The organism is Microlunatus speluncae (assembly GCF_009299835.1).
GTDB lineage: Bacteria > Actinomycetota > Actinomycetes > Propionibacteriales > Propionibacteriaceae > Microlunatus > Microlunatus speluncae.
Window position 1 is genome coordinate 156,354 of record NZ_VKCZ01000014.1, and the last position, 17,317, is coordinate 173,670.

Annotated in this window: 18 protein-coding genes; 12 read left to right on the forward strand and 6 right to left on the reverse strand. The window is 68.7% G+C overall.

What is annotated here, in order from left to right:
• The first annotated feature begins 35 nt into the window (after positions 1 to 35).
• A complete protein-coding gene (mnmA, locus tag FNH24_RS17530) occupies positions 36 to 1,139 on the forward strand; it encodes a tRNA 2-thiouridine(34) synthase MnmA (RefSeq protein WP_152363511.1) in 1,104 nt (367 codons plus the stop codon).
• Positions 1,136 to 2,125 carry a uroporphyrinogen decarboxylase/cobalamine-independent methonine synthase family protein gene (locus FNH24_RS17535; protein ID WP_152363512.1) on the forward strand — a complete coding sequence of 330 codons (990 nt, stop codon included), beginning with the start codon at positions 1,136 to 1,138 and terminating at the stop codon, positions 2,123 to 2,125. Before mnmA ends, FNH24_RS17535 begins: the two co-directional genes overlap by 4 nt.
• 19 nt (positions 2,126 to 2,144) lie before the next feature.
• Here the strand turns inward: FNH24_RS17535 and FNH24_RS17540 are convergent, their stop codons facing one another.
• A complete protein-coding gene (locus FNH24_RS17540) occupies positions 2,145 to 3,695 on the reverse strand; it encodes a hypothetical protein (protein WP_152363513.1) in 1,551 nt (516 codons plus the stop codon).
• A 200-nt stretch (positions 3,696 to 3,895) separates the two neighbouring features.
• Here FNH24_RS17540 and ligA point away from each other — a divergent pair, with 200 nt between their 5' ends.
• From ligA to FNH24_RS17575, 7 genes are all read left to right on the forward strand, one after another.
• Positions 3,896 to 5,938: an NAD-dependent DNA ligase LigA gene (ligA, locus tag FNH24_RS17545; RefSeq protein WP_246186993.1), complete on the forward strand. Its 2,043-nt coding sequence runs from the start codon at positions 3,896 to 3,898 to the stop codon at positions 5,936 to 5,938.
• Between the two features lie 98 nt (positions 5,939 to 6,036).
• The gene (locus FNH24_RS17550) at positions 6,037 to 6,288 is read left to right on the forward strand and encodes a hypothetical protein (protein ID WP_152363515.1); all 252 of its coding nucleotides are present in this window, start codon (positions 6,037 to 6,039) and stop codon (positions 6,286 to 6,288) included.
• 313 nt (positions 6,289 to 6,601) lie between these two features.
• Complete coding sequence (locus tag FNH24_RS17555; protein ID WP_161606175.1) at positions 6,602 to 8,275, forward strand: type 2 periplasmic-binding domain-containing protein; 1,674 nt, start codon at positions 6,602 to 6,604, stop codon at positions 8,273 to 8,275.
• 53 nt (positions 8,276 to 8,328) lie between these two features.
• Entirely contained in the window at positions 8,329 to 9,201 is an 873-nt protein-coding gene (locus FNH24_RS17560) for a carbohydrate ABC transporter permease (protein WP_152363517.1), read from the forward strand.
• Positions 9,202 to 9,213: 12 nt separating this feature from the next.
• Positions 9,214 to 10,233, forward strand: a complete 1,020-nt coding sequence (locus FNH24_RS17565) for an ABC transporter permease (protein WP_152363518.1) — start codon at positions 9,214 to 9,216, stop codon at positions 10,231 to 10,233.
• A 47-nt stretch (positions 10,234 to 10,280) separates the two neighbouring features.
• Entirely contained in the window at positions 10,281 to 10,520 is a 240-nt protein-coding gene (locus FNH24_RS17570; protein ID WP_152363519.1) for a type II toxin-antitoxin system Phd/YefM family antitoxin, read from the forward strand.
• A 4-nt stretch (positions 10,521 to 10,524) separates the two neighbouring features.
• A complete protein-coding gene (locus FNH24_RS17575; RefSeq protein ID WP_152363520.1) occupies positions 10,525 to 10,905 on the forward strand; it encodes a type II toxin-antitoxin system VapC family toxin in 381 nt (126 codons plus the stop codon).
• Between the two features lie 15 nt (positions 10,906 to 10,920).
• Here FNH24_RS17575 and FNH24_RS17580 read toward each other — a convergent pair whose 3' ends face one another.
• The 4 genes from FNH24_RS17580 to FNH24_RS17595 are packed head-to-tail and all read right to left on the reverse strand — an operon-like array spanning position 10,921 to position 13,123.
• A complete protein-coding gene (locus FNH24_RS17580; protein WP_152363521.1) occupies positions 10,921 to 11,385 on the reverse strand; it encodes a VOC family protein in 465 nt (154 codons plus the stop codon).
• 30 nt (positions 11,386 to 11,415) lie between these two features.
• Positions 11,416 to 11,892 carry a helix-turn-helix transcriptional regulator gene (locus FNH24_RS17585; protein ID WP_246186950.1) on the reverse strand — a complete coding sequence of 159 codons (477 nt, stop codon included), beginning with the start codon at positions 11,890 to 11,892 and terminating at the stop codon, positions 11,416 to 11,418.
• A gap of 14 nt (positions 11,893 to 11,906) precedes the next feature.
• Complete coding sequence (locus tag FNH24_RS17590) at positions 11,907 to 12,455, reverse strand: hypothetical protein (protein ID WP_152363522.1); 549 nt, start codon at positions 12,453 to 12,455, stop codon at positions 11,907 to 11,909.
• 50 nt (positions 12,456 to 12,505) lie between these two features.
• Positions 12,506 to 13,123: an ACT domain-containing protein gene (locus FNH24_RS17595; protein ID WP_246186994.1), complete on the reverse strand. Its 618-nt coding sequence runs from the start codon at positions 13,121 to 13,123 to the stop codon at positions 12,506 to 12,508.
• 93 nt (positions 13,124 to 13,216) lie between these two features.
• Here FNH24_RS17595 and FNH24_RS17600 point away from each other — a divergent pair, with 93 nt between their 5' ends.
• On the forward strand, positions 13,217 to 14,389 hold the full coding sequence (locus tag FNH24_RS17600; protein WP_152363523.1) for a DUF1015 family protein: 1,173 nt from the start codon (positions 13,217 to 13,219) through the stop codon (positions 14,387 to 14,389).
• Positions 14,390 to 14,512: 123 nt separating this feature from the next.
• On the opposite strand, the gene dgoD is transcribed toward FNH24_RS17600, so the two are convergent.
• Entirely contained in the window at positions 14,513 to 15,667 is a 1,155-nt protein-coding gene (gene dgoD, locus FNH24_RS17605; protein ID WP_152363524.1) for a galactonate dehydratase, read from the reverse strand.
• A 241-nt stretch (positions 15,668 to 15,908) separates the two neighbouring features.
• Between dgoD and FNH24_RS17610 the strand changes: the two genes are divergently transcribed.
• Both FNH24_RS17610 and FNH24_RS17615 read left to right on the forward strand, forming a co-directional pair.
• Positions 15,909 to 16,286: an ArsR/SmtB family transcription factor gene (locus FNH24_RS17610; protein WP_246186951.1), complete on the forward strand. Its 378-nt coding sequence runs from the start codon at positions 15,909 to 15,911 to the stop codon at positions 16,284 to 16,286.
• Positions 16,286 to 17,197 carry a cation diffusion facilitator family transporter gene (locus FNH24_RS17615; RefSeq protein ID WP_152363525.1) on the forward strand — a complete coding sequence of 304 codons (912 nt, stop codon included), beginning with the start codon at positions 16,286 to 16,288 and terminating at the stop codon, positions 17,195 to 17,197. Before FNH24_RS17610 ends, FNH24_RS17615 begins: the two co-directional genes overlap by 1 nt.
• Positions 17,198 to 17,317 lie beyond the last annotated feature (120 nt).

Consider the following 17,317-nt stretch of genomic DNA (forward strand, 5'->3'; position numbering starts at 1 on the left):
GCGCTCTCCCGATCCACGGAAGTTGAAATTCGATCATGAAGGTCCTGGCCGCGATGTCCGGTGGCGTCGACTCGGCGGTGGCCGCGGCTCGCGCGGTCGAGGCCGGGCACGACGTGACCGGGGTCCACCTGGCGCTGTCCAAGAACCCGCAGTCGTTCCGGTCCGGTGCCCGCGGTTGCTGCTCCCGGGAGGATTCGCACGACGCCCGGCGGGCCGCGGACGTGCTCGGCATCCCCTTCTACGTCTGGGATCTGTCCGACCGGTTCGCCGCCGACGTGGTGGACGACTTCGTCGCCGAGTACGCGGCCGGCCGGACCCCGAACCCGTGCCTGCGCTGCAATGAGAAGATCAAGTTCTCGGCCGTGCTGGACCGCGGCATCGCGTTGGGTTACGACGCGGTCTGCACCGGGCACTATGCCCGGCTGGTCCGGACCGACTCGGAGGTCGAGCTGCATCGGGCGGTGGACGAGGACAAGGACCAGAGTTACGTGCTGGCCGTGCTCACTCCGGCCCAGCTGGCCAGGTCCTACTTCCCGCTGGGCGGGTCGGTGAAGTCCGAGGTCCGGGCCGAGGCCTCCCGCCGCGGGCTGGCCGTGGCCGACAAGCCGGACAGCCACGACATCTGCTTCATCCCCGACGGCGACACCGCGGGCTTCCTGGAGCGGCACCTCGGCGCTCGGCCGGGGGAGATCGTCGACGAGTCCGGTGTGACCGTCGGCAGCCACACCGGCAGCCACCGGTTCACCATCGGGCAGCGCCGCGGGCTCAAGATCGGCGATCCGGCCGGCGACGGCAAGCCGCGTTACGTGCTGGACATCTCGCCGGTGACCAACACGGTGACCGTCGGGCCGCGGGAGTCGCTGGCGGTACGGGAGATCGCCGGCATCCGGGCCAACCGGCTCGGCTGGGCTGGTGACGCCCGGCGCGGCCTGGTCCAGGTCCGGGCGCACGGGGCGCCGATGCCGGCCGAGGTGATCATGGACGGCGGTGACTGCCGGGCGGTGCTGGACGAGCCGGCCGCCGGGATCGCTCCGGGCCAGGCGATGGTGATCTACGACGGCAGCCGGGTGATCGGCAGCGCGACGATCGACGGCGCCGGCCCGGGTCGCGCCGGGCCCGAAGCCCCCGGCCCGCAATGACCTTCGAGCAGCCGGTGATCAGCACCGGGATCGGCTCCTGGCCCGGCACCGACATCGTCGAAGCGATCAAGATCACGTTCGACGAGTGCCCCGATCTTCCTTACCTGCCTGAGCTTCCGGCCCGCGGAGCGCCGGCCGGCCTGATCGGCCGGAGCAGCGGGATCCTGGCCGAACTGACCGTCGACCTGCAGCCGTCCGGCTGGCGGCTGATCGACGGCTACGGGATCGACCACCGGCGCGCGGTCGGCCTGTTCCGGGACGACCTGGACCAACTGGAGGAGCAGGCCCAGGGCTACGCAGGCTGGTTCAAGATCGGCTTCGCCGGGCCGTGGACGCTGGCCGCCTCGATCGAACGCCAGCGTGGCGGACTGGTGCTGTCCGACACCGGCGCCCGCCGCGATCTTGGTCAGTCGCTGGCCGAGGGACTGGCCGAATTGAGCTCCGAGCTCAACCGGCGACTGCCCGACCTACGGTTGATCATCCAACTGGACGAGCCGCTGCTGCCGGCCGTGCACCGCGGCTCGGTGCCCACCGCGAGCGGCTACGGCCGCTACCGGGCGATCGACGATCCCGAGCTGAGCGAGACGCTGACCCAACTGGTCCGGCGGCTCGAGCCGCACCCGGTCGTGCTGCACTGCTGCGCCGCCGGTGCACCCATCCCGCTGCTGGCCGGCACCGGGATCACCGGCATCGGTCTCGACCTTGATCAACTCCGGACGGCCGACTGGGACGGCATCGGCGCGGCGATCGAGCAGGGGATCTGGTTCGGCGCCGGGGCGGCCCCGACCGACCGGGTGATCGGCCCCGATGCCGTCGCCGAGCGGGTGCTCCGCCCGGTGCGTGATCTTGGTCTGGATCCCGAGTCGAGCCGGCTGGTGATCACCCCGGCCTGCGGCCTGGCCGGATCGACGCCGACCGATGCCGTACGCATCCTGCACTCGGTCCGCCGGGCGGCGGAGATCGTCGCCGAAGAGCTCCCGCGCTGACTCCGGGCTCGATCACGGATCAGAGCGGCCGGCCCAACAGCATCGGCGGATGGTCGGGCAGGCTGAGCAGGACCCGCCCGTCGCCGGCGCCGCGCAGCCGGTCGCGCAGCTCGGCCAACGGGAGCCGCGGAAACCGGAGCCGCGCCGTCTCGGCACCGTCGGTCAGGTCGAACACGATCAGTCGGCTCTCCGGTCCGCCGATCCCGAACGGCTCGGCCGGAGCGTCGGCGAGGACGGCGACCGCGGTGCCGGCGATGACGACCGCGGCCGGTTCGGTCGCCAGCGGCTCGGAGCGCCAGGCGGGCGGGTCGTTGGACCGCCGGAACGGCCGCCAGTGCCAGCCCTCGAGCCGGTCGTTCGTGAGTCGCGCCCGGCCGATCGTCCCGAAGTCGGTGTCGGGCAACCGGCCGGAAGCGGCGGCTGTTTCGAACAGTTCGCCGCCCTCGATGCCGGGCCCGGGTCGGAGCACGGAGGCGAACCCGTGCTTCTGCTCGACGATCAGCAACCCGTTGCGGACCTGGGTCGACCATGGGCTGACACAGTCGACCGCCTCGGTGGGGCCGGTGCTCAGCCGGACCAGGCACGGCCCGAAGTCGGCCCCGGCGAGCGTGATCGCGTACTGGTCGATCAATTGGATCGCCTTGCCCTCGATGGCGCCGGTCCGGGCGCCGGAGGCGGCGGAGTAGAGGAGCCAGCGCGGCGCGCCGGTCGGCGCGAACCGGTCCTGGACGGCCAGCTGCGACGGCAACGCGCCGGTATCGGAATCGTCCCGCCCCGGCTGGTGGAACGCGTCGTAGGCCGCCTCGAACCGCCACACACGGGCCCCGGCGTCGTCGTACCCCTCGATCAGGCACTGGCCGCCGGAGCAGCCGGCCAACGCCGTGATGCCGTCGTCGTGGGCGACCACCCGGTCGGCCGGGACCGGCTCGGGCCAGGTCGGCCGGCCGGTCAGGTCGTAGCGGCGGAACCCGGCCGCCGACTTGATCAGCACCCCGGCCCCCGCGACCACCGGCCGTTCGGCCGCCTCGGCGGGCTCGCCCGGCTCGGTGGCGGGGGCCTGGCCTGCCACCCGCCCGTCGGCCAGATCGAGGAACAGGACGCCCTCGGCGCCGGCCAACACCGCGGTGCCGTCCAGTACGGCCAGCGGCGTCGACCGCGCCGGCGCGTCGGAGCCGGCCGTCCAGATGATCCCGGTGCCGCGCGGACCCGGCCGGGGCAGCAGCCCCGGGACGATGACTGTGGCCAGCACCCCGGCGACGACGACGGCCGTGACCGTGCCGATGATCACCGACCGGGTCCGGGGCGGGGCACTCCGGGCTGCCACCGCGACGAGGAGGACCACCAGCGCGCCGGGTGCCGCCCACAGGGCCAGCCGGACTTCGGGCGGCGCGTCCGAACCGGACAGGACGGCCAGCAGCAGCGCGGGCGCGAGCAGCAACCCGGCCGCCACCAGGAGCCAGGCCTGCCGGGGCCCGATGGCCCGCGCCGGCGGCACCGCCTCCGCGCCCGGCTCGTGGGCGGCCTCGTCCAGCGGGGAGCCGTCCGGCGTCAGGTACTCCTTGGTGGACACGGTCACCTCCCATTCGGTCCGTCCCCACGATTATCGGCCTGCCCAACGCGCCGTCCGCGCAACGACCTCGGATGTCCGTCCGGCCTACTACTGTTTCGCCTGTGGCAGGAGAACGTATCGACGAGGATCTGGCCGGCGTCGCCAAGGTGGACATCGACATCGAGGCGCCGGACCCGAAGTCACGGGAGCGGCATGCCGAGATGTCGGAACTGCTGAACGAGGCACGCTGGCGTTACCACGTGCTGGACGCGCCGACCATCTCCGACGCCGACTTCGACAAGACGATGCGGGAGCTCAATCGGCTGGAGGAGAAGTTCCCGTCGCTGCGCACGCCGGATTCGCCGAGTCAGCAGGTGGGCGGTCCGCCGTCGACCACGTTCACGCCGGTGACCCATCTGCAGCCGCTGATGAGCCTGGACAACGCGTTCTCGGCCGAGGAGTTGGAGCGCTGGGCGGCGCGGGCGATCCGCGAGCTGAACGAGAGCCAGATCACCGAGTCCGGCTTCCTGTGTGAGCTGAAGGTCGACGGGCTGGCGATCGATCTGGTGTACGAGAAGGGCCGGCTGACCCGGGCCGCCACCCGCGGCGACGGCCGCGTCGGCGAGGACGTGACCGCGAACGTCCGCACCATCGGGTCGGTCCCGTCCCGGCTGACCGGCCAGGGTGTGCCCGACCTGTTGGAGGTCCGGGGTGAGGTGTTCTTCGCGGTCGAGGATTTCGCCGCGCTGAACGAGCACCTGGTCGCCGACGAGAAGGCGCCGTTCGCCAACCCGCGCAATGCCGCCGCCGGGTCGCTGCGGCAGAAGGATCCCAAGATCACCGCATCGCGCAAGCTCGGCTTCGTCGCGCACGGGCTCGGCGCGACCGAGGGCTTCTCGGTGCCGCGGCTGTCCGAGGTCTATCCGGCGTTGCAGAAGTGGGGCCTGCCGGTCAGCGCGCACGCCAAGCTCTGCCACAGCCTGGACGAGGTGTGGCAGGTGATCAACTATTTCGGCGAGCACCGGCACTCCGTCGAGCACGAGATCGACGGCATCGTGATCAAGCTCGACCTGCGCTCCGTCCAAGATCAACTCGGCTCGACCTCGCGGGCGCCGCGCTGGGCGATCGCGTTCAAGTATCCGCCGGAGGAGGTGAACACGAAGCTGATCGACATCCGGGTCAACGTCGGCCGGACCGGTCGGGTGACGCCGTTCGGGGTGATGGAGCCGGTCCTGGTGGCCGGCTCCACGGTGGGCATGGCCACCCTGCACAACGCGTCCGAGGTGGTCCGCAAGGGCGTGCTGATCGGCGACACGGTGGTGCTGCGCAAGGCCGGCGACGTGATCCCGGAGATCGTCGGCCCGGTGGTCGACCTGCGGACCGGTGACGAACGCGCGTTCGTGATGCCGACCCACTGCCCGGAGTGCGGCACCGAGCTGGCGTACGAGAAGGAGGGCGACGCCGACATCCGCTGCCCGAACACCCGATCCTGCCCGGCCCAGCTGCGGGAGCGGATGTTTCACCTGGCCGGCCGCGCGGCGCTGGACATCGAGGTGCTCGGCTACCAGTCCGGGCAGGCGCTGCTGGACGCCGGGCTGATCGCCGACGAGGGCGACCTGTTCGAGCTGACCGAGGACAAGCTGCTGCAGAGCGAGTTCTTCACCACCAAGGCCGGCGCCCTGTCGGCCAACGGCCGCAAGCTGCTGGCCAACCTGGAGGACGCCAAGAGCAAGCCGCTGGCGAAGTTCCTGGTCGCCCTGTCCATCCGGCACGTCGGCCCCGGCGTCGCGCCCGACCTGGCCGCCGCGTTCGGCAGCATCGACGCGCTGATGGCCGCCGACGAGGAACAACTGGCCGAGGTGGAGGGGATCGGCCCGACTCTGGTCGTCGCGATCCGGGAGCATTTCGCCGTGCCGTGGCGACGGGAGATCGTCGAGAAGTGGCAGGCGGCCGGCTGCGTGATGGCCGACGAGCCGGGGGAGCAGCGGGACCAGACCCTGGCCGGCCACTCGTTCGTGGTCACCGGCTCCATTTCCGGCTACACCCGGGATTCGGCGGCCGAGGCGATCACCAGCCGCGGTGGCAAGGTGTCCGGCTCGGTGTCGAAGAAGACCTCCTTCGTGGTGGTCGGCGAGTCGCCCGGCTCCAAGTACGACAAGGCGGTCACGCTCAAGGTGCCGATGCTGGACGCCGAGGGCTTCGAGGTATTGCTGCACAACGGTCCGGAGGCGGCGAGCGAGGTGGCCAAGACCGGGGAGGATTGAGCCGATCACCAGAGCGTTCGTACTCCGAACTCGTTGGCCTCGTCCCCACGACTGGATGCGCCGGGGGTATCGAGCCGGTCTTGGCTAAGGTGGACGTCGTGCCGAAGATCTTCTCCAATCTGAACCTCAACGGGCAGGCGCCGCCGCGCGTGCAGCCGAGCGTGGGCGAGTGGGGCCCGGAGAAGGTGCCGAGCACGAAGTCGAAGAAGCGGATGCGGATCTGGGTCAGCCTGGCCCTGTTCGGCGCGATGCTCGCCTGCTTCCTGCTCGGCTGGTACGTCTACTACCTGATGACCGGCGACATGGGCTTCGGCCTCGGCCGGCAGGAGGGCGAGCAGTTCTTCGGCTGACGCCCGGAACCGCCGCAGTTCCTCCCGCGCCGTCGCGGTCCTGACCCTTTCAACGCGCCGCCCGCTGCTGACTCCTGCCCCCGTGGCAGTAATTTCCGGCGTTCATAACAGGTCGATCAACCCCCGAAAACAGCTCCCCCACGCTTGACAATAGATCTGATGTTTAGTCTCCTGGTGTGGTCGGTCGAGGACGACCCATGCCAACGAGGGGGTTTTGCCAATGAGGGCATCAGATGAATCTTGGGATTTGTCGGCCATCAGCCGTCGAGCATTCGTACGCGGCGCGGCCGGGGCGGGGCTGGGCGCACTGAGCGTGACCGGCGCACTGGCCGGATGCTCCACCGCCAGCGGTCCGGAGCAGCCCAAGGGCATCGGCGACGTGCCGCAGGTCCAGCTCGGCGCGGAGACCGAAGGTGTGCTCTACAAGGACGGTTACGTCGGCCCGCGGGCCAGCGAGAAGAAGCCGTTCGGTGACGCCGCGAAGACGTTCCGGATCGTGGTCCAGCAGAACGCCCAGGTCGTCGGCGACTGGAACAAGAACGAGATGACCAAGTGGTTCGAGCAGCGCACCGGGGTCAAGGTCAAGTTCGAATCGGTGCTGGTGACCAACACCGACGGCACCGTCGACATGACCAAGATCAACGCGATGCTCGCCTCCGGTGATCTTCCGGACGCCTTCCTGGACATCCCGTTCACCGATGATCAGATCTCGCTCTACGGCCAGCAGGGCGTCTTCACCAAGCTCGACGACTACATCGAGACCTACGCCCCGGAGATGCGCCGGGTCTACACCGAATATCCGGACTGGCGAAACCTGACGGCGGCCACCGACGGCGGCCACTACCAGTTCCGCGGCATCAACGACTGCTACCACTGCCGGGTCGGCAACGCCCGGGCCTTCATCAACAAGAAGTACGTCGAGAAGGTCGGCGGGGCCATCCCGACGACCACGGACGAGATGCGCGAGCTGCTGAAACTGTTCAAGGAAAAGGATCCCAGCGGCACCGGCAAGATGATCCCGTTCACCGGTGGCGTGAACAACCAGATCGACCGGTTCATCATGAACGCCTTCCTGTACAACCCCGGCGGCGACCGCAACGGCGGCTGGCTCCGGTTGCAGGACGGCAAGGTCGACTTCGTCGCCAACAAGCCGGAATGGCGCGAGGGCTTGCGTTATCTGCGCACGCTGTTCGACGACGGCACGATGTCGCGCGAGGCGTTCACCTTCACCGACGACGCGTATCTGCGTGCCGGCAACCAGGGCCGGGTCGGCATCGCTCGCGCGTACTGGTGGGGATCCTTCCTCGACATCTCCTACGACGACGGTGCGCTCTGGCGCGACTACGAGGCGGTGCCGCCGCTGAAGGGCCCGAACGGCGTCCAGTACACGGCCTGGGAGCACTACAACTACGGCGCCGCCCGACTGGTGATCACCAGCGCCTGCAGCAACCCCGAAATCTTGGTGCAGTGGGGTGATGCGCAGATGGAGCTCGAGGCGATCATGAACGGCTACGGCGGTGACCCGAAGAGCAACTGGAGCTGGGCCAAGAAGGGCGAGACCAGCCTGACCGGCGACCAGGCGGTGTTCAAGATCAAGGAATGGCCGCCGCCGGAGGGCCAGTCCTGGAGCCAGTATTCGATCATGTACCGGTCCAACGACTTCCGGCTCGGGCAGTACAGCAACCCGGACAACCCGGACTTCGAGCAGGGCCTGTACGAGGCGTCCACCAAGTACGAGCCGTTCGCGCAGCCCAAGGACTTCCAGCTGCAGCCGCTGATCTTCGACGAGTCGAGCGCGGCACAGAAGGCCGACACCGCCGCCTCGATCGAGAAGCACGTGAAGCAGAATCTGGCCAAGTTCGCGGTCGGTGAGCTCGACATCAACGACGACGCCGCCTGGAACGCCTACACCTCGGCGTTCGACGGTATGGGAATGAAGCAATATCTCGAGCTGTACCAGAAGGCGTACGAGAGCCGGCCGAAGTAATGACGGCGATCACTGCGGCTCCACCGGGTCCGGGCCGGAGACGGCTCACCCCGATGGAGGATCGCGGGTTCCACATCGTCAACTACTGCGTCCTGGCGTTCTTCACGATCTCGGTGCTGTATCCGTTGATCTACGTGATCAGCGCGTCGGTCAGCAGCGCGTCGGCGGTCAACTCCGGCGAGGTCGTGCTCTGGCCGGTGGACTTCAACACCGACGCCTACCAGACCATCCTGGCCTCGCCGCGGCTGGTCACCGGCTTCCTCAACTCGTTGATCTACACGGTGGCCGGGGCGCTGCTCGGCACGGCGCTGACCATGCTGGCCGGGTACGCGCTGTCCCGCGATGATCTTCCCTGGCGCCGGGCGTTGACGTTCTTCTTCCTGATCCCGACGCTGTTCTCGGCCGGCATCATTCCGACCTACATCGTGGTCCGCCAGCTCGGCCTGCTGGACACCTGGTGGGCGATCATCCTGCCCGGCGCGATGAACGTGTTCAACATGATCATCACCCGGACGTTCTACAAGATGAACGTGCCGAACGAGATGCTCGAGGCGGCTCGGGTGGACGGAGCGTCGGACTTCGGCTTCTTCTTCCGGATCGCGCTGCCGTTGAGCAAGCCGATCATCGCAGTGAACCTGCTGTTCTACGGCATTGCGCAATGGAACGGCTGGTTCAACGCGTTCCTCTATCTGACCAACGAGAACCTGTATCCGCTGCAGCTGGTGCTGCGCGACATCTTGGCCCAGAGCGCGGTGAATCCGGCGCAGATCGGCGGCCCGGACGTCGGCGAGCTGGTCAAGCGCAAGGAGCTGTTCGACAAGCTCAAGTACGCGCTGATCGTGGTGGCGATGATCCCGCCGCTGATCGCGTACCCCTTTGTCCAGAAGCACTTCGTCAAGGGTGCCCTGATCGGTTCGCTCAAGTAAGGGGGACGGCAGATGACACTCAGTGAATCCACCGCCGCCGGCACCGAACCGGGCCGCACGGATCCGGGTGCCCGGCGGGCGGCGTCCGGTGAGCCCGGCGAGCCACGCCGCGTCGTCTCCAACCGCCGATTGCTGCTGCGCCGGATGGCCCGCTGCTGGCAGCTCTACGTGCTGCTCGCGGCCCCGCTGATCTACGCCGTGATCTTCCTCTACTGGCCGTTGTACGGCATCCAGATCGCGTTCAAGGATTTCAGTGTCGCCAAGGGGGTGCTCGGCAGTCCGTGGGCCGGGTTCAAGCACCTGGAGCAGTTCATCGAGTCGTACCAGTTCTGGCAGGTGCTGGGTAACACGCTGGCGCTGAACTTCTATGAACTGCTGGCCCTGTTCCCGCTGCCGATCATCCTGGCCCTGCTGCTGAACGCCGTCCGCAGCAGCAAGTTCCGCCGCGGCGTGCAGTTGATCACCTACGCGCCGCACTTCATCTCCACCGTGGTCGTCGTCGGCATCATCATCATGCTGTTCTCGCCCAGCGGTGGCATCGTCAACCAGGCGATCGAAACCGTCGGCGGCACCCCGGTCGACTTCCTCAGCGAGGGGATGTTCCGGCACACCTACGTCTGGTCCGGCGCCTGGCAGACCATGGGCTACTCGGCGATCATCTATCTCGCCGCGCTGGCCGGGATCGATCCGCAACTGCACGAGGCGGCCCGGGTGGACGGCGCGAACATCCTGAAACGGATCTGGCACATCGACCTGCCCGGCATCCTGCCGGTGACGATCACCTTGTTGATCTTGAACATGGGGTCGATCCTGTCGGTGGGCTTCGAGAAGGTGCTGCTGATGCAGAACCCGCTCAACCTCGGCGTCTCCGAGGTGATCGACACCTACTCGTACCGGATCGCCTTCGTGTCGGCCCTGCCGCAGTTCTCCTACGCCACGGCGATCGGCCTGTTCAAGTCGATCATCGCCCTGACCCTGCTACTGCTGGCCAACTGGCTCGCCCGCCGCGTCGCCAAGGAGAGCCTCTTCTAGTGAAGATCGTGCTGGACTAAGTCGGACTAAGCCGGTATTTTGGCACTATGTCCGCGACGGTGAACATCCACGAGGCGAAGACCCATCTATCGCGCCTGTTGGAGCGCGTCGCGCGCGGAGAGCGCATCGTCATCGCTCGGGCCGGGGTTCCGGTCGCGGACCTGGTGCCGCATCAGCGCGTCGATCTCGTCTTCGGGACGATGAAGGGCGAGATTGTTGTCGACGACAAGGCTTTCGAGCCGGATCCGGAGCTGATCGCCCAGTTCAACGGCGATCAGCAGGGCTGAGGCGATGCTGCTCGACAGTCAGGTGCTGATCTGGCTCCTGGACGATGACCGGCGGCTCAGTGGCGGTGCTCGCGAGAGGTTGGCGGCCGCACCCAGGGTGTTCTTCTCCGCGGCCAGCACGCTGGAGTTGACGATCAAGTCGATGCTGGGTCGGTTGGAGCTTCCAGTGGGGTGGATGGATCGGCTCGGCGACGCAGGCCTGGCAGCGCTCGCGATCACTCCTGAGCACACCGCCGGCTTGGTTGATTTTCCCGAGTTGGTCGGTCACGACCCGTTCGACCGGATCCTGATGGCTCAGGCACTGGTGGAGCAGATCCCTCTGGTGACAGCTGACCGGGTCCTGCTGGGTCTCGGCCTCGATTGGGTCCTCGACGCAGGTTCCTGATCATCTGCAGTGCCGTCAGCGGGCGTCGCCGGGCGCGTAGTGCTTGCTGATCTCCTCGGCGTTGTCGGCGATGTCGTTGGTCTCGTTCAGGCTGTACCAGTTGCCGAACGGGTCGCGGAACACCGCCTCGATCCCGTACGGGCGCTCCTGTGGCTCCTGCAGGAATTCCACCCCGCGGTCGGTGTAGAGCCGATGGGTGGCGCGGCAGTCGTCGGTGTTCCAGGCGCCGGCGCTGAGCGCGCCCTTGGCCATCAGCATCCGGATCGCCGCGACTGTCTCCTCGTCGTGCATCGGCGGGCCGGGGACCGTCAGGTTGACCTGCAGGTCGGGGCTGGCCGGCGGGCCGACGGTGAGCCAGCGGAATCCGTTGTCCAGTCTCACATCGAACCGTTCGGTGAAGCCGAGCTTGCCGAGGAAGAACTCCTTCGCCTCGTCGTAGTCGGTCACGTATACGCCGACAACACCCAGTTTCGTGATCATGGTCGGGCTCCTTTCGGGTCGACACCGACGCTAGTGGTGATCACCCGCCGGCGGCTTCTCCGAGCTTGCTCTCCTGGTCGGCATGCCGGACATCATCACGTAGCAGCCCGGGATCGGTGGCCGTCCGGTGCGATGCGCTTCGGCCTGGAACCGGGTCGGCGACATGCCGAGGAACTCGGTGAAGGCGCTGCTGAACGAGCCGAGGCTGCTGAAGCCGACCAGGTGACAGACCTCGGTGACGCTCAGATTGGCCCAGCGCAACAGCTCGGCCGCGCGTTCGATCCGGCGCCGGCTGAGATAGCGGCCCGGGGACTCGCCATAGACCGCCCGGAACTCGCGGGCGAAATGGTAGCGGGAGTAGCCGGCGACCCGGGCCAGGTCGTTCAGCTCCAGCGGCTCGGCGTAGAACCGGTCGACATGATCACGAGCCCGCCGCAGCGCGGTGAGCAGGGCCGCGGACCGCAGCCGCCACGGCTCCTGCAGCCGATCCTCCGTTTTCATGATCATCGGGATCTCCCTGGTCAGCAGAAACAGGGTAACCCGGCGACACCGAGCGCGACCACGACGAATCGGGCCACCCGGCCGCCGGCGACCACCAGCCAGAACCACAGGGCCCGCATCCGACTGGCCCCGGCGATCAAGGTCACGGCATAGAGGGGCGGCAGCCCGACCACCGCGGCCACCAGCACGATCGGCAGCCCCCAACTGTTGGTGCCGACCAGCTCCAGCAGGCGGGCGACGATCCGGTGCAGCCAGGCGCGGAACCGGGCCATCCGGGTGAGCGGCTGGTCGGACGGCTCCGGGTTGTCGACCGGAGCCGGGGCGGGCGGGTGCTGCCGGCGCCGGAAGAACCAGAAATCACGGCCGCGGCGGATGCCGAGAAACAGCAGCAGTTTGCCCACCGACTGGCCGAGGCCGACGCCGACCGCGATCGGGATCGGGCCGGCGACCGCGGTGACCTGGGAGGCGATGACGTACGCCTCGGCGTTGGCGATCGGGACGATGGCCGACACGACGCCGAACCCCAAGGAGGTCAGCAGCGCCACCAGTTCCGGCCAGCCGAGTTGCACGCTTCGTACCGTAGCGAGCCGGCGGGACTATCCGGGCGATCGGCGCCGAGCTACTTGACCAGGCCGGCCAGGTGGTTCAGTCGGGCGATCTCGGAATCGAGGAACGGCGGTCCGCCGTGCCGGCCGATGATGATCGCCCGGTCGCCGGCCAGCGGCGTGATCACCACCGTCGACTCGCCCCAGCCGGTCAGCCAGCCGGCCGGCAGGTCGATCCGCCGGGTCTGATCGAACGGAGCCAGCCCGTCCGGGATCTGATCACCGAAATCCGGGGCCAGAGTGGTGCCGAAGAGCTGCCGCGGGCGTTCTGCGGTGACATCCAGGAGCGTCGCCCAGTGCGACCGGAACACCACCGGGCACATCGAGGCGAGGGTCTCCGCGGCCTGCGGCGGGTCGGCGGTCATCCGCTCCAGCGCCTCGAGGTCGGACTGCAACCCGCCGCCCTCCGGATACCGCGAGATCCATTCGACCCGGACTCCGTCGAGCACCTCGCAGGCGCTGACCATGGTTTCCGGCAGCTGGCCGTTCGGCAGGTCGACGATGAAGTCGTCGATCACGACCTCACCGTTCTTCTCCACGATCTCCACCGCGTTGATGTCCGCGCCCACCGTGCCCAGCGCCGTTGCGACCGCTCCGAGGGAGCCTGGTCGATCGGGTAGGGCCACGCGCATCAAGAACACACCGACATCATCGCTCAAACAGCGTTACCGTCGCATTTCGGACCGCTGGGCTGAGACTCGGGGCCGTTCTGGCAGTCTTGGGCGGTGCCCGGATTCGTACCCTTCACCGCCCTGCGTTACACCGCGACCGACGACCTGGAGTCCCTGGTCGCGCCGCCGTACGACGTGCTGTCCGAGGCGGACGCGGAGTCGTACCGGCAGCGCTCGGAGCACAACATCGTGCGGATCGACGTGCCGCGGGGGCCCGACGGCTATGCCGAGTCGGCCCGGCTGCTGGACCAGTGGCAGGCCGACGGGGTGCTGTCGACCGACGCGCGGCCGACCTTCACCATCTATCGGCTGCGGTTCACCGACGCCGGCGGGACCCGGCGCGACATCGCCGGGGTGCTCGGCGGCCTGGAGGTCGTCGATGAGGGCGCGGGCGGGGTGTTGCCGCACGAACGTACGACCCCGAAGGCGTCCACCGACCGGCTCGACCTGACCCGGGCCACCCGGGCCAACCTCTCCCCGATCTGGGGCCTGTCCTTGGCCGCCGGCCTGACCGAGCTGCTGACCGAGCCGGGCGGACTGGTCGGCCGGGTGGTGGACGAAGGCGTGGAGCATCTGGTCGAACGGGTCAGCGACCCGGATCGGATCACCGCCATCGCGGACCTGATCGGCTCCGACGATGTGCTGATCGCCGACGGACACCATCGTTACGGGGTGAGCCGGATCTATCGGGACGAGGTCCGCACGGCCACCGGCCGCACCGACACCGAGTCCGAGCAGACCCTCGCCTTCGTCAGCGAACTGGTCGCCGATCAGCTCAGCGTGGCGGCGATCCACCGGCTCTACACCGGGATCTCCGTCGACGAGCTGCTGGCCGCGCTGAGCCGCCGCTTCGAGGCCACGGAGATCTCCCCGCCGGAGCCGGAGACCCTGGCCGAGATGGAGGCCAAGGGCTTCCTGGTCCTGGTCGGCGACCGGGCGACCTGGCGGCTGGAGCCGTTGACCGGCGCCTTCGATGACGTACGCGAGCTGGACGGCGCCTGGCTGGAAGCCGCCCTGGACGGCGTCCCGCACGAGGTGACCTACCAGCACGGCCTGCCCGAGGTGACCGAAGCCGTCCACGCCGGCCGCGCCACCGCCGCCATCCTGATCCGCCCGGTCTCGGTCCAGGAGATCCAGCGCACCGCCCGCGAAGCCCTCCTGATGCCCCCCAAGTCCACGTTCTTCACCCCCAAACTGAAAACCGGCCTAGTCCTCCGCCCCCTCTAGATCCGCCGACCCGTCACAAGTGCACGCACTTTTGCGGCGTGTCGGTGCACAAGTGACGTCTCGGGCATGTTCGGAGCGCGGCTCGGGCTACAGGTCAGGTCCCGATTCGGCGACCAGGTCAGGTCACCATTCGGCGAAGCTGTCGTCGGCGGGGTAGAACCAGGTCGGCGAGCCCGGGGCCAGGGGCTCGGTGGCGACCTGGGAGCGGATCACGTCCTCGTCCAGCTCGATGCCGAGGCCCGGCCCGGTCGGCACCGGGAGATAGCCGTCGACCGGGACGAACACCTCGGGATTGGTCAGCAGCTCCAGCCCGCGGCCGGGTTGTTGATCATGGACCTCGATCACCGTCTCCTGGGCGTAGAAGTTGGGCACCGCCGCGTCCACCTGCAGGCAGGCGGCGAGGGCGACCGGCCCGAGCGGACAGTGCGGGGCCAGTTGGGCATCGTAGATCTCTGCCTGGGTGGCGATCCGGAAGGACTCGGAGATCCCGCCGGCGTGCGACAGGTCGGGCTGCACGATCGCCACGCCGGCCTCCAGCACGGACCGGAACTCGGTCCGGGTGTAGAGCCGCTCGCCGGTCGCGATCGGGATCGACGTGCTGTCGACGATCGACCCGATCAGCTCCGAGTGCTCGGGCCGCAGCGGCTCCTCGACGAAGGCGGGCGCGAACTCCTCGATCAGCGGCAGGGCGCGCCGCGACATCGGCACCGAGAACCGGCCGTGCAGGTCGATACCGAAGTCGATGGCGTCGCCGATCGTGCCGCGCAGCTCGGCCAGGTCAGTGACGAACCGGTCCAGGTAGTCGGCGTTGTCGACGAAGCCGACCTGCCCGTCCGGCGCGACCTTGATCAAGGTGTAGCCGGCGGCGACCAGTTCGCGGGCCCGGTCCGGGTGTCCGGTGTGCCCGGACCGGCCGTTGGCGTGAGCGTAGATCCTGATCTTGCTCCGGGTCGCGCCGCCGAGCAGTTCATAGATCGGTACGCCGAGCGAGCGGGCCTTCAGATCCCAGAGCGCCTGGTCGATCCCGGCCAGCGCCGAGCCGAACAGGGGACCGCCACGATAGAAGCCGCCGCGGGCCAGCACCTGCCAGTGATGAGTGATCCGGCGCGGGTCCTGCCCGACCAGATAGTTGGCCATCTGCTCGACGATCGCCTCGATCGGTCGGGACCAGCCCTCCAGCGTCGGCTCACCCCAGCCGGCCGGGCCGGTGTCGGTGCTGATCTTGAGCAGGATGCGGCGGTTGGTGATCACGAAGGTCTCGACGGAGCTGATCTTCATCGTTCAGGGATCCTCTGCGGTAGGTCGGATGGACGTCGCAAGCCGTGACCGAGCGCTCGACGGCGCCGGTGATGATCAACAGCGTAGGCCGCGCCGCCTCCGCATGGTCGATCGGATCGGCTCCGTGGGACGAAGAATCGTGGCCCATCCCGGGGTCGCCGAGACGTCACTTGTGCACCGACACGCCGCAGAAACGCGTGCGTTAGTGACGGGTCGGCGGGGTTGGGGTAGGGTTTTATGTGTGAACAAGTCTTCAGATGTGCATCTGGTGGATGAGGGGCGGGTTTCGGATGTTCGGGACCGGATGCCGGGGCCGGACGACATCGTCGACACGGCGGAGATCTTCGGGCTGCTGTCCGATCAGAGCCGGCTGCGGTTGTTGATTGCGCTGTTGGACGGCGAGCTGTGCGTGTCCGATCTGGCCGCCGTGACCGGGCAGAGCGAGTCGGCGGCGTCGCATGCGTTGCGGCTGTTGCGGGCGCATCGGGTGGTGAGCGCGCGGCGGTCCGGCCGGCTGGCGTACTACCGGCTGGCCGATGCGCACGTGCGGATGCTGCTCGACGTCGCCATCGCGCACAGTGAGCACACCGAGGCGATCCACCCGGAGCGGGAGCACTGATGGGGCACGGGCACAGCCACGGATCCGGTGGTGATCATGCCGGCGGCCGTCATCGGTGGCGGCTGGCGGTCTCGTTCGGGCTGATCGCGACCTTCTTCGGCGTCGAGTTGGTCGCCGGCCTGCTCTCCGGCTCGCTGGCGCTGCTGTCCGATGCCGGGCACATGGCGGCCGATGTGGTGACCCTCGGTGCGGCGCTGGTCGCGACCCGGATCGCGACCCGGCCGGATCGCAGCGGCCGGCGGAGCTACGGGTCCTACCGGGCGGAGATCTTCGCCTCGTTGCTGGCGGTCTTGGTCATGCTCGGCGTCGCCGCGTACGTGATCATCGAGGCGATCGGCCGGATCGGCGCCGCCGCCGAGGTGCAGACCGGACCGATGTTGATCGTCGGCGTGATCGGGCTGGTGATCAACCTGGCCGCCCTGCTGCTGCTCCGCGACGGGGCGGGGGAGAGCCTGAACGTCAAGGGCGCCTATCTCGAGGTGATGGCCGACACCGCCGGCTCGGTCGGCGTAATCGTCGCCGGCATCCTGATCATGGTCACCGGCAGCACCGCCTGGGACACCTGGATCGCGGTGGCGATCGGGATCTTCGTCGCCGTCCGGGCGATCATGCTGGGCCGGCAGGTGTTCGCCGTGCTCGGCCAGCACGTGCCGGAGGGGATGAACGCCGACGACGTCGCCGGTGACCTGGCCGCGATCGACGGGGTCGGCGACGTGCACGATCTGCACCTGTGGACCTTGACCTCGGGGATGAACGTCGCCACCGCCCATCTGGTGACCGCGGACGCCGCCGACCCGCACTCGGTGCTGGATCAGGCCCGGGCCGTGCTCAAGGAACGGCACGGGGTCGCCCATGCCACGCTCCAGGTCGAACCGAGTGATCATCGCGGCTGCGACGAGGTCGGTTGGTGAGTGCGGGCTGAGGTGTCGGCGGGTTGATCGGGCTTGCCCTTCGACAGGCTCAGGGAACGAAGGAGTGGGCAGCGGGCTCAGGGAACGAAGGAGCGGGCAGCGGGCTCAGGGAACGAAGGA

Coding starts and splice junctions, on each gene's coding strand:
- mnmA (WP_152363511.1), top strand. CDS start 36: ATGAAGGTCCTGGCCGCGATGTCCGGTGGCGTCGACTCGGCGGTGGCC.
- FNH24_RS17535 (WP_152363512.1), top strand. CDS start 1,136: ATGACCTTCGAGCAGCCGGTGATCAGCACCGGGATCGGCTCCTGGCCC.
- ligA (WP_246186993.1), top strand. CDS start 3,896: ATGTCGGAACTGCTGAACGAGGCACGCTGGCGTTACCACGTGCTGGAC.
- FNH24_RS17560 (WP_152363517.1), top strand. CDS start 8,329: ATGGAGGATCGCGGGTTCCACATCGTCAACTACTGCGTCCTGGCGTTC.
- FNH24_RS17565 (WP_152363518.1), top strand. CDS start 9,214: ATGACACTCAGTGAATCCACCGCCGCCGGCACCGAACCGGGCCGCACG.
- FNH24_RS17570 (WP_152363519.1), top strand. CDS start 10,281: ATGTCCGCGACGGTGAACATCCACGAGGCGAAGACCCATCTATCGCGC.
- FNH24_RS17575 (WP_152363520.1), top strand. CDS start 10,525: ATGCTGCTCGACAGTCAGGTGCTGATCTGGCTCCTGGACGATGACCGG.
- FNH24_RS17580 (WP_152363521.1), bottom strand. CDS start 11,385: ATGATCACGAAACTGGGTGTTGTCGGCGTATACGTGACCGACTACGAC.
- FNH24_RS17585 (WP_246186950.1), bottom strand. CDS start 11,892: ATGATCATGAAAACGGAGGATCGGCTGCAGGAGCCGTGGCGGCTGCGG.
- FNH24_RS17595 (WP_246186994.1), bottom strand. CDS start 13,123: ATGCGCGTGGCCCTACCCGATCGACCAGGCTCCCTCGGAGCGGTCGCA.
- dgoD (WP_152363524.1), bottom strand. CDS start 15,667: ATGAAGATCAGCTCCGTCGAGACCTTCGTGATCACCAACCGCCGCATC.
- FNH24_RS17615 (WP_152363525.1), top strand. CDS start 16,286: ATGGGGCACGGGCACAGCCACGGATCCGGTGGTGATCATGCCGGCGGC.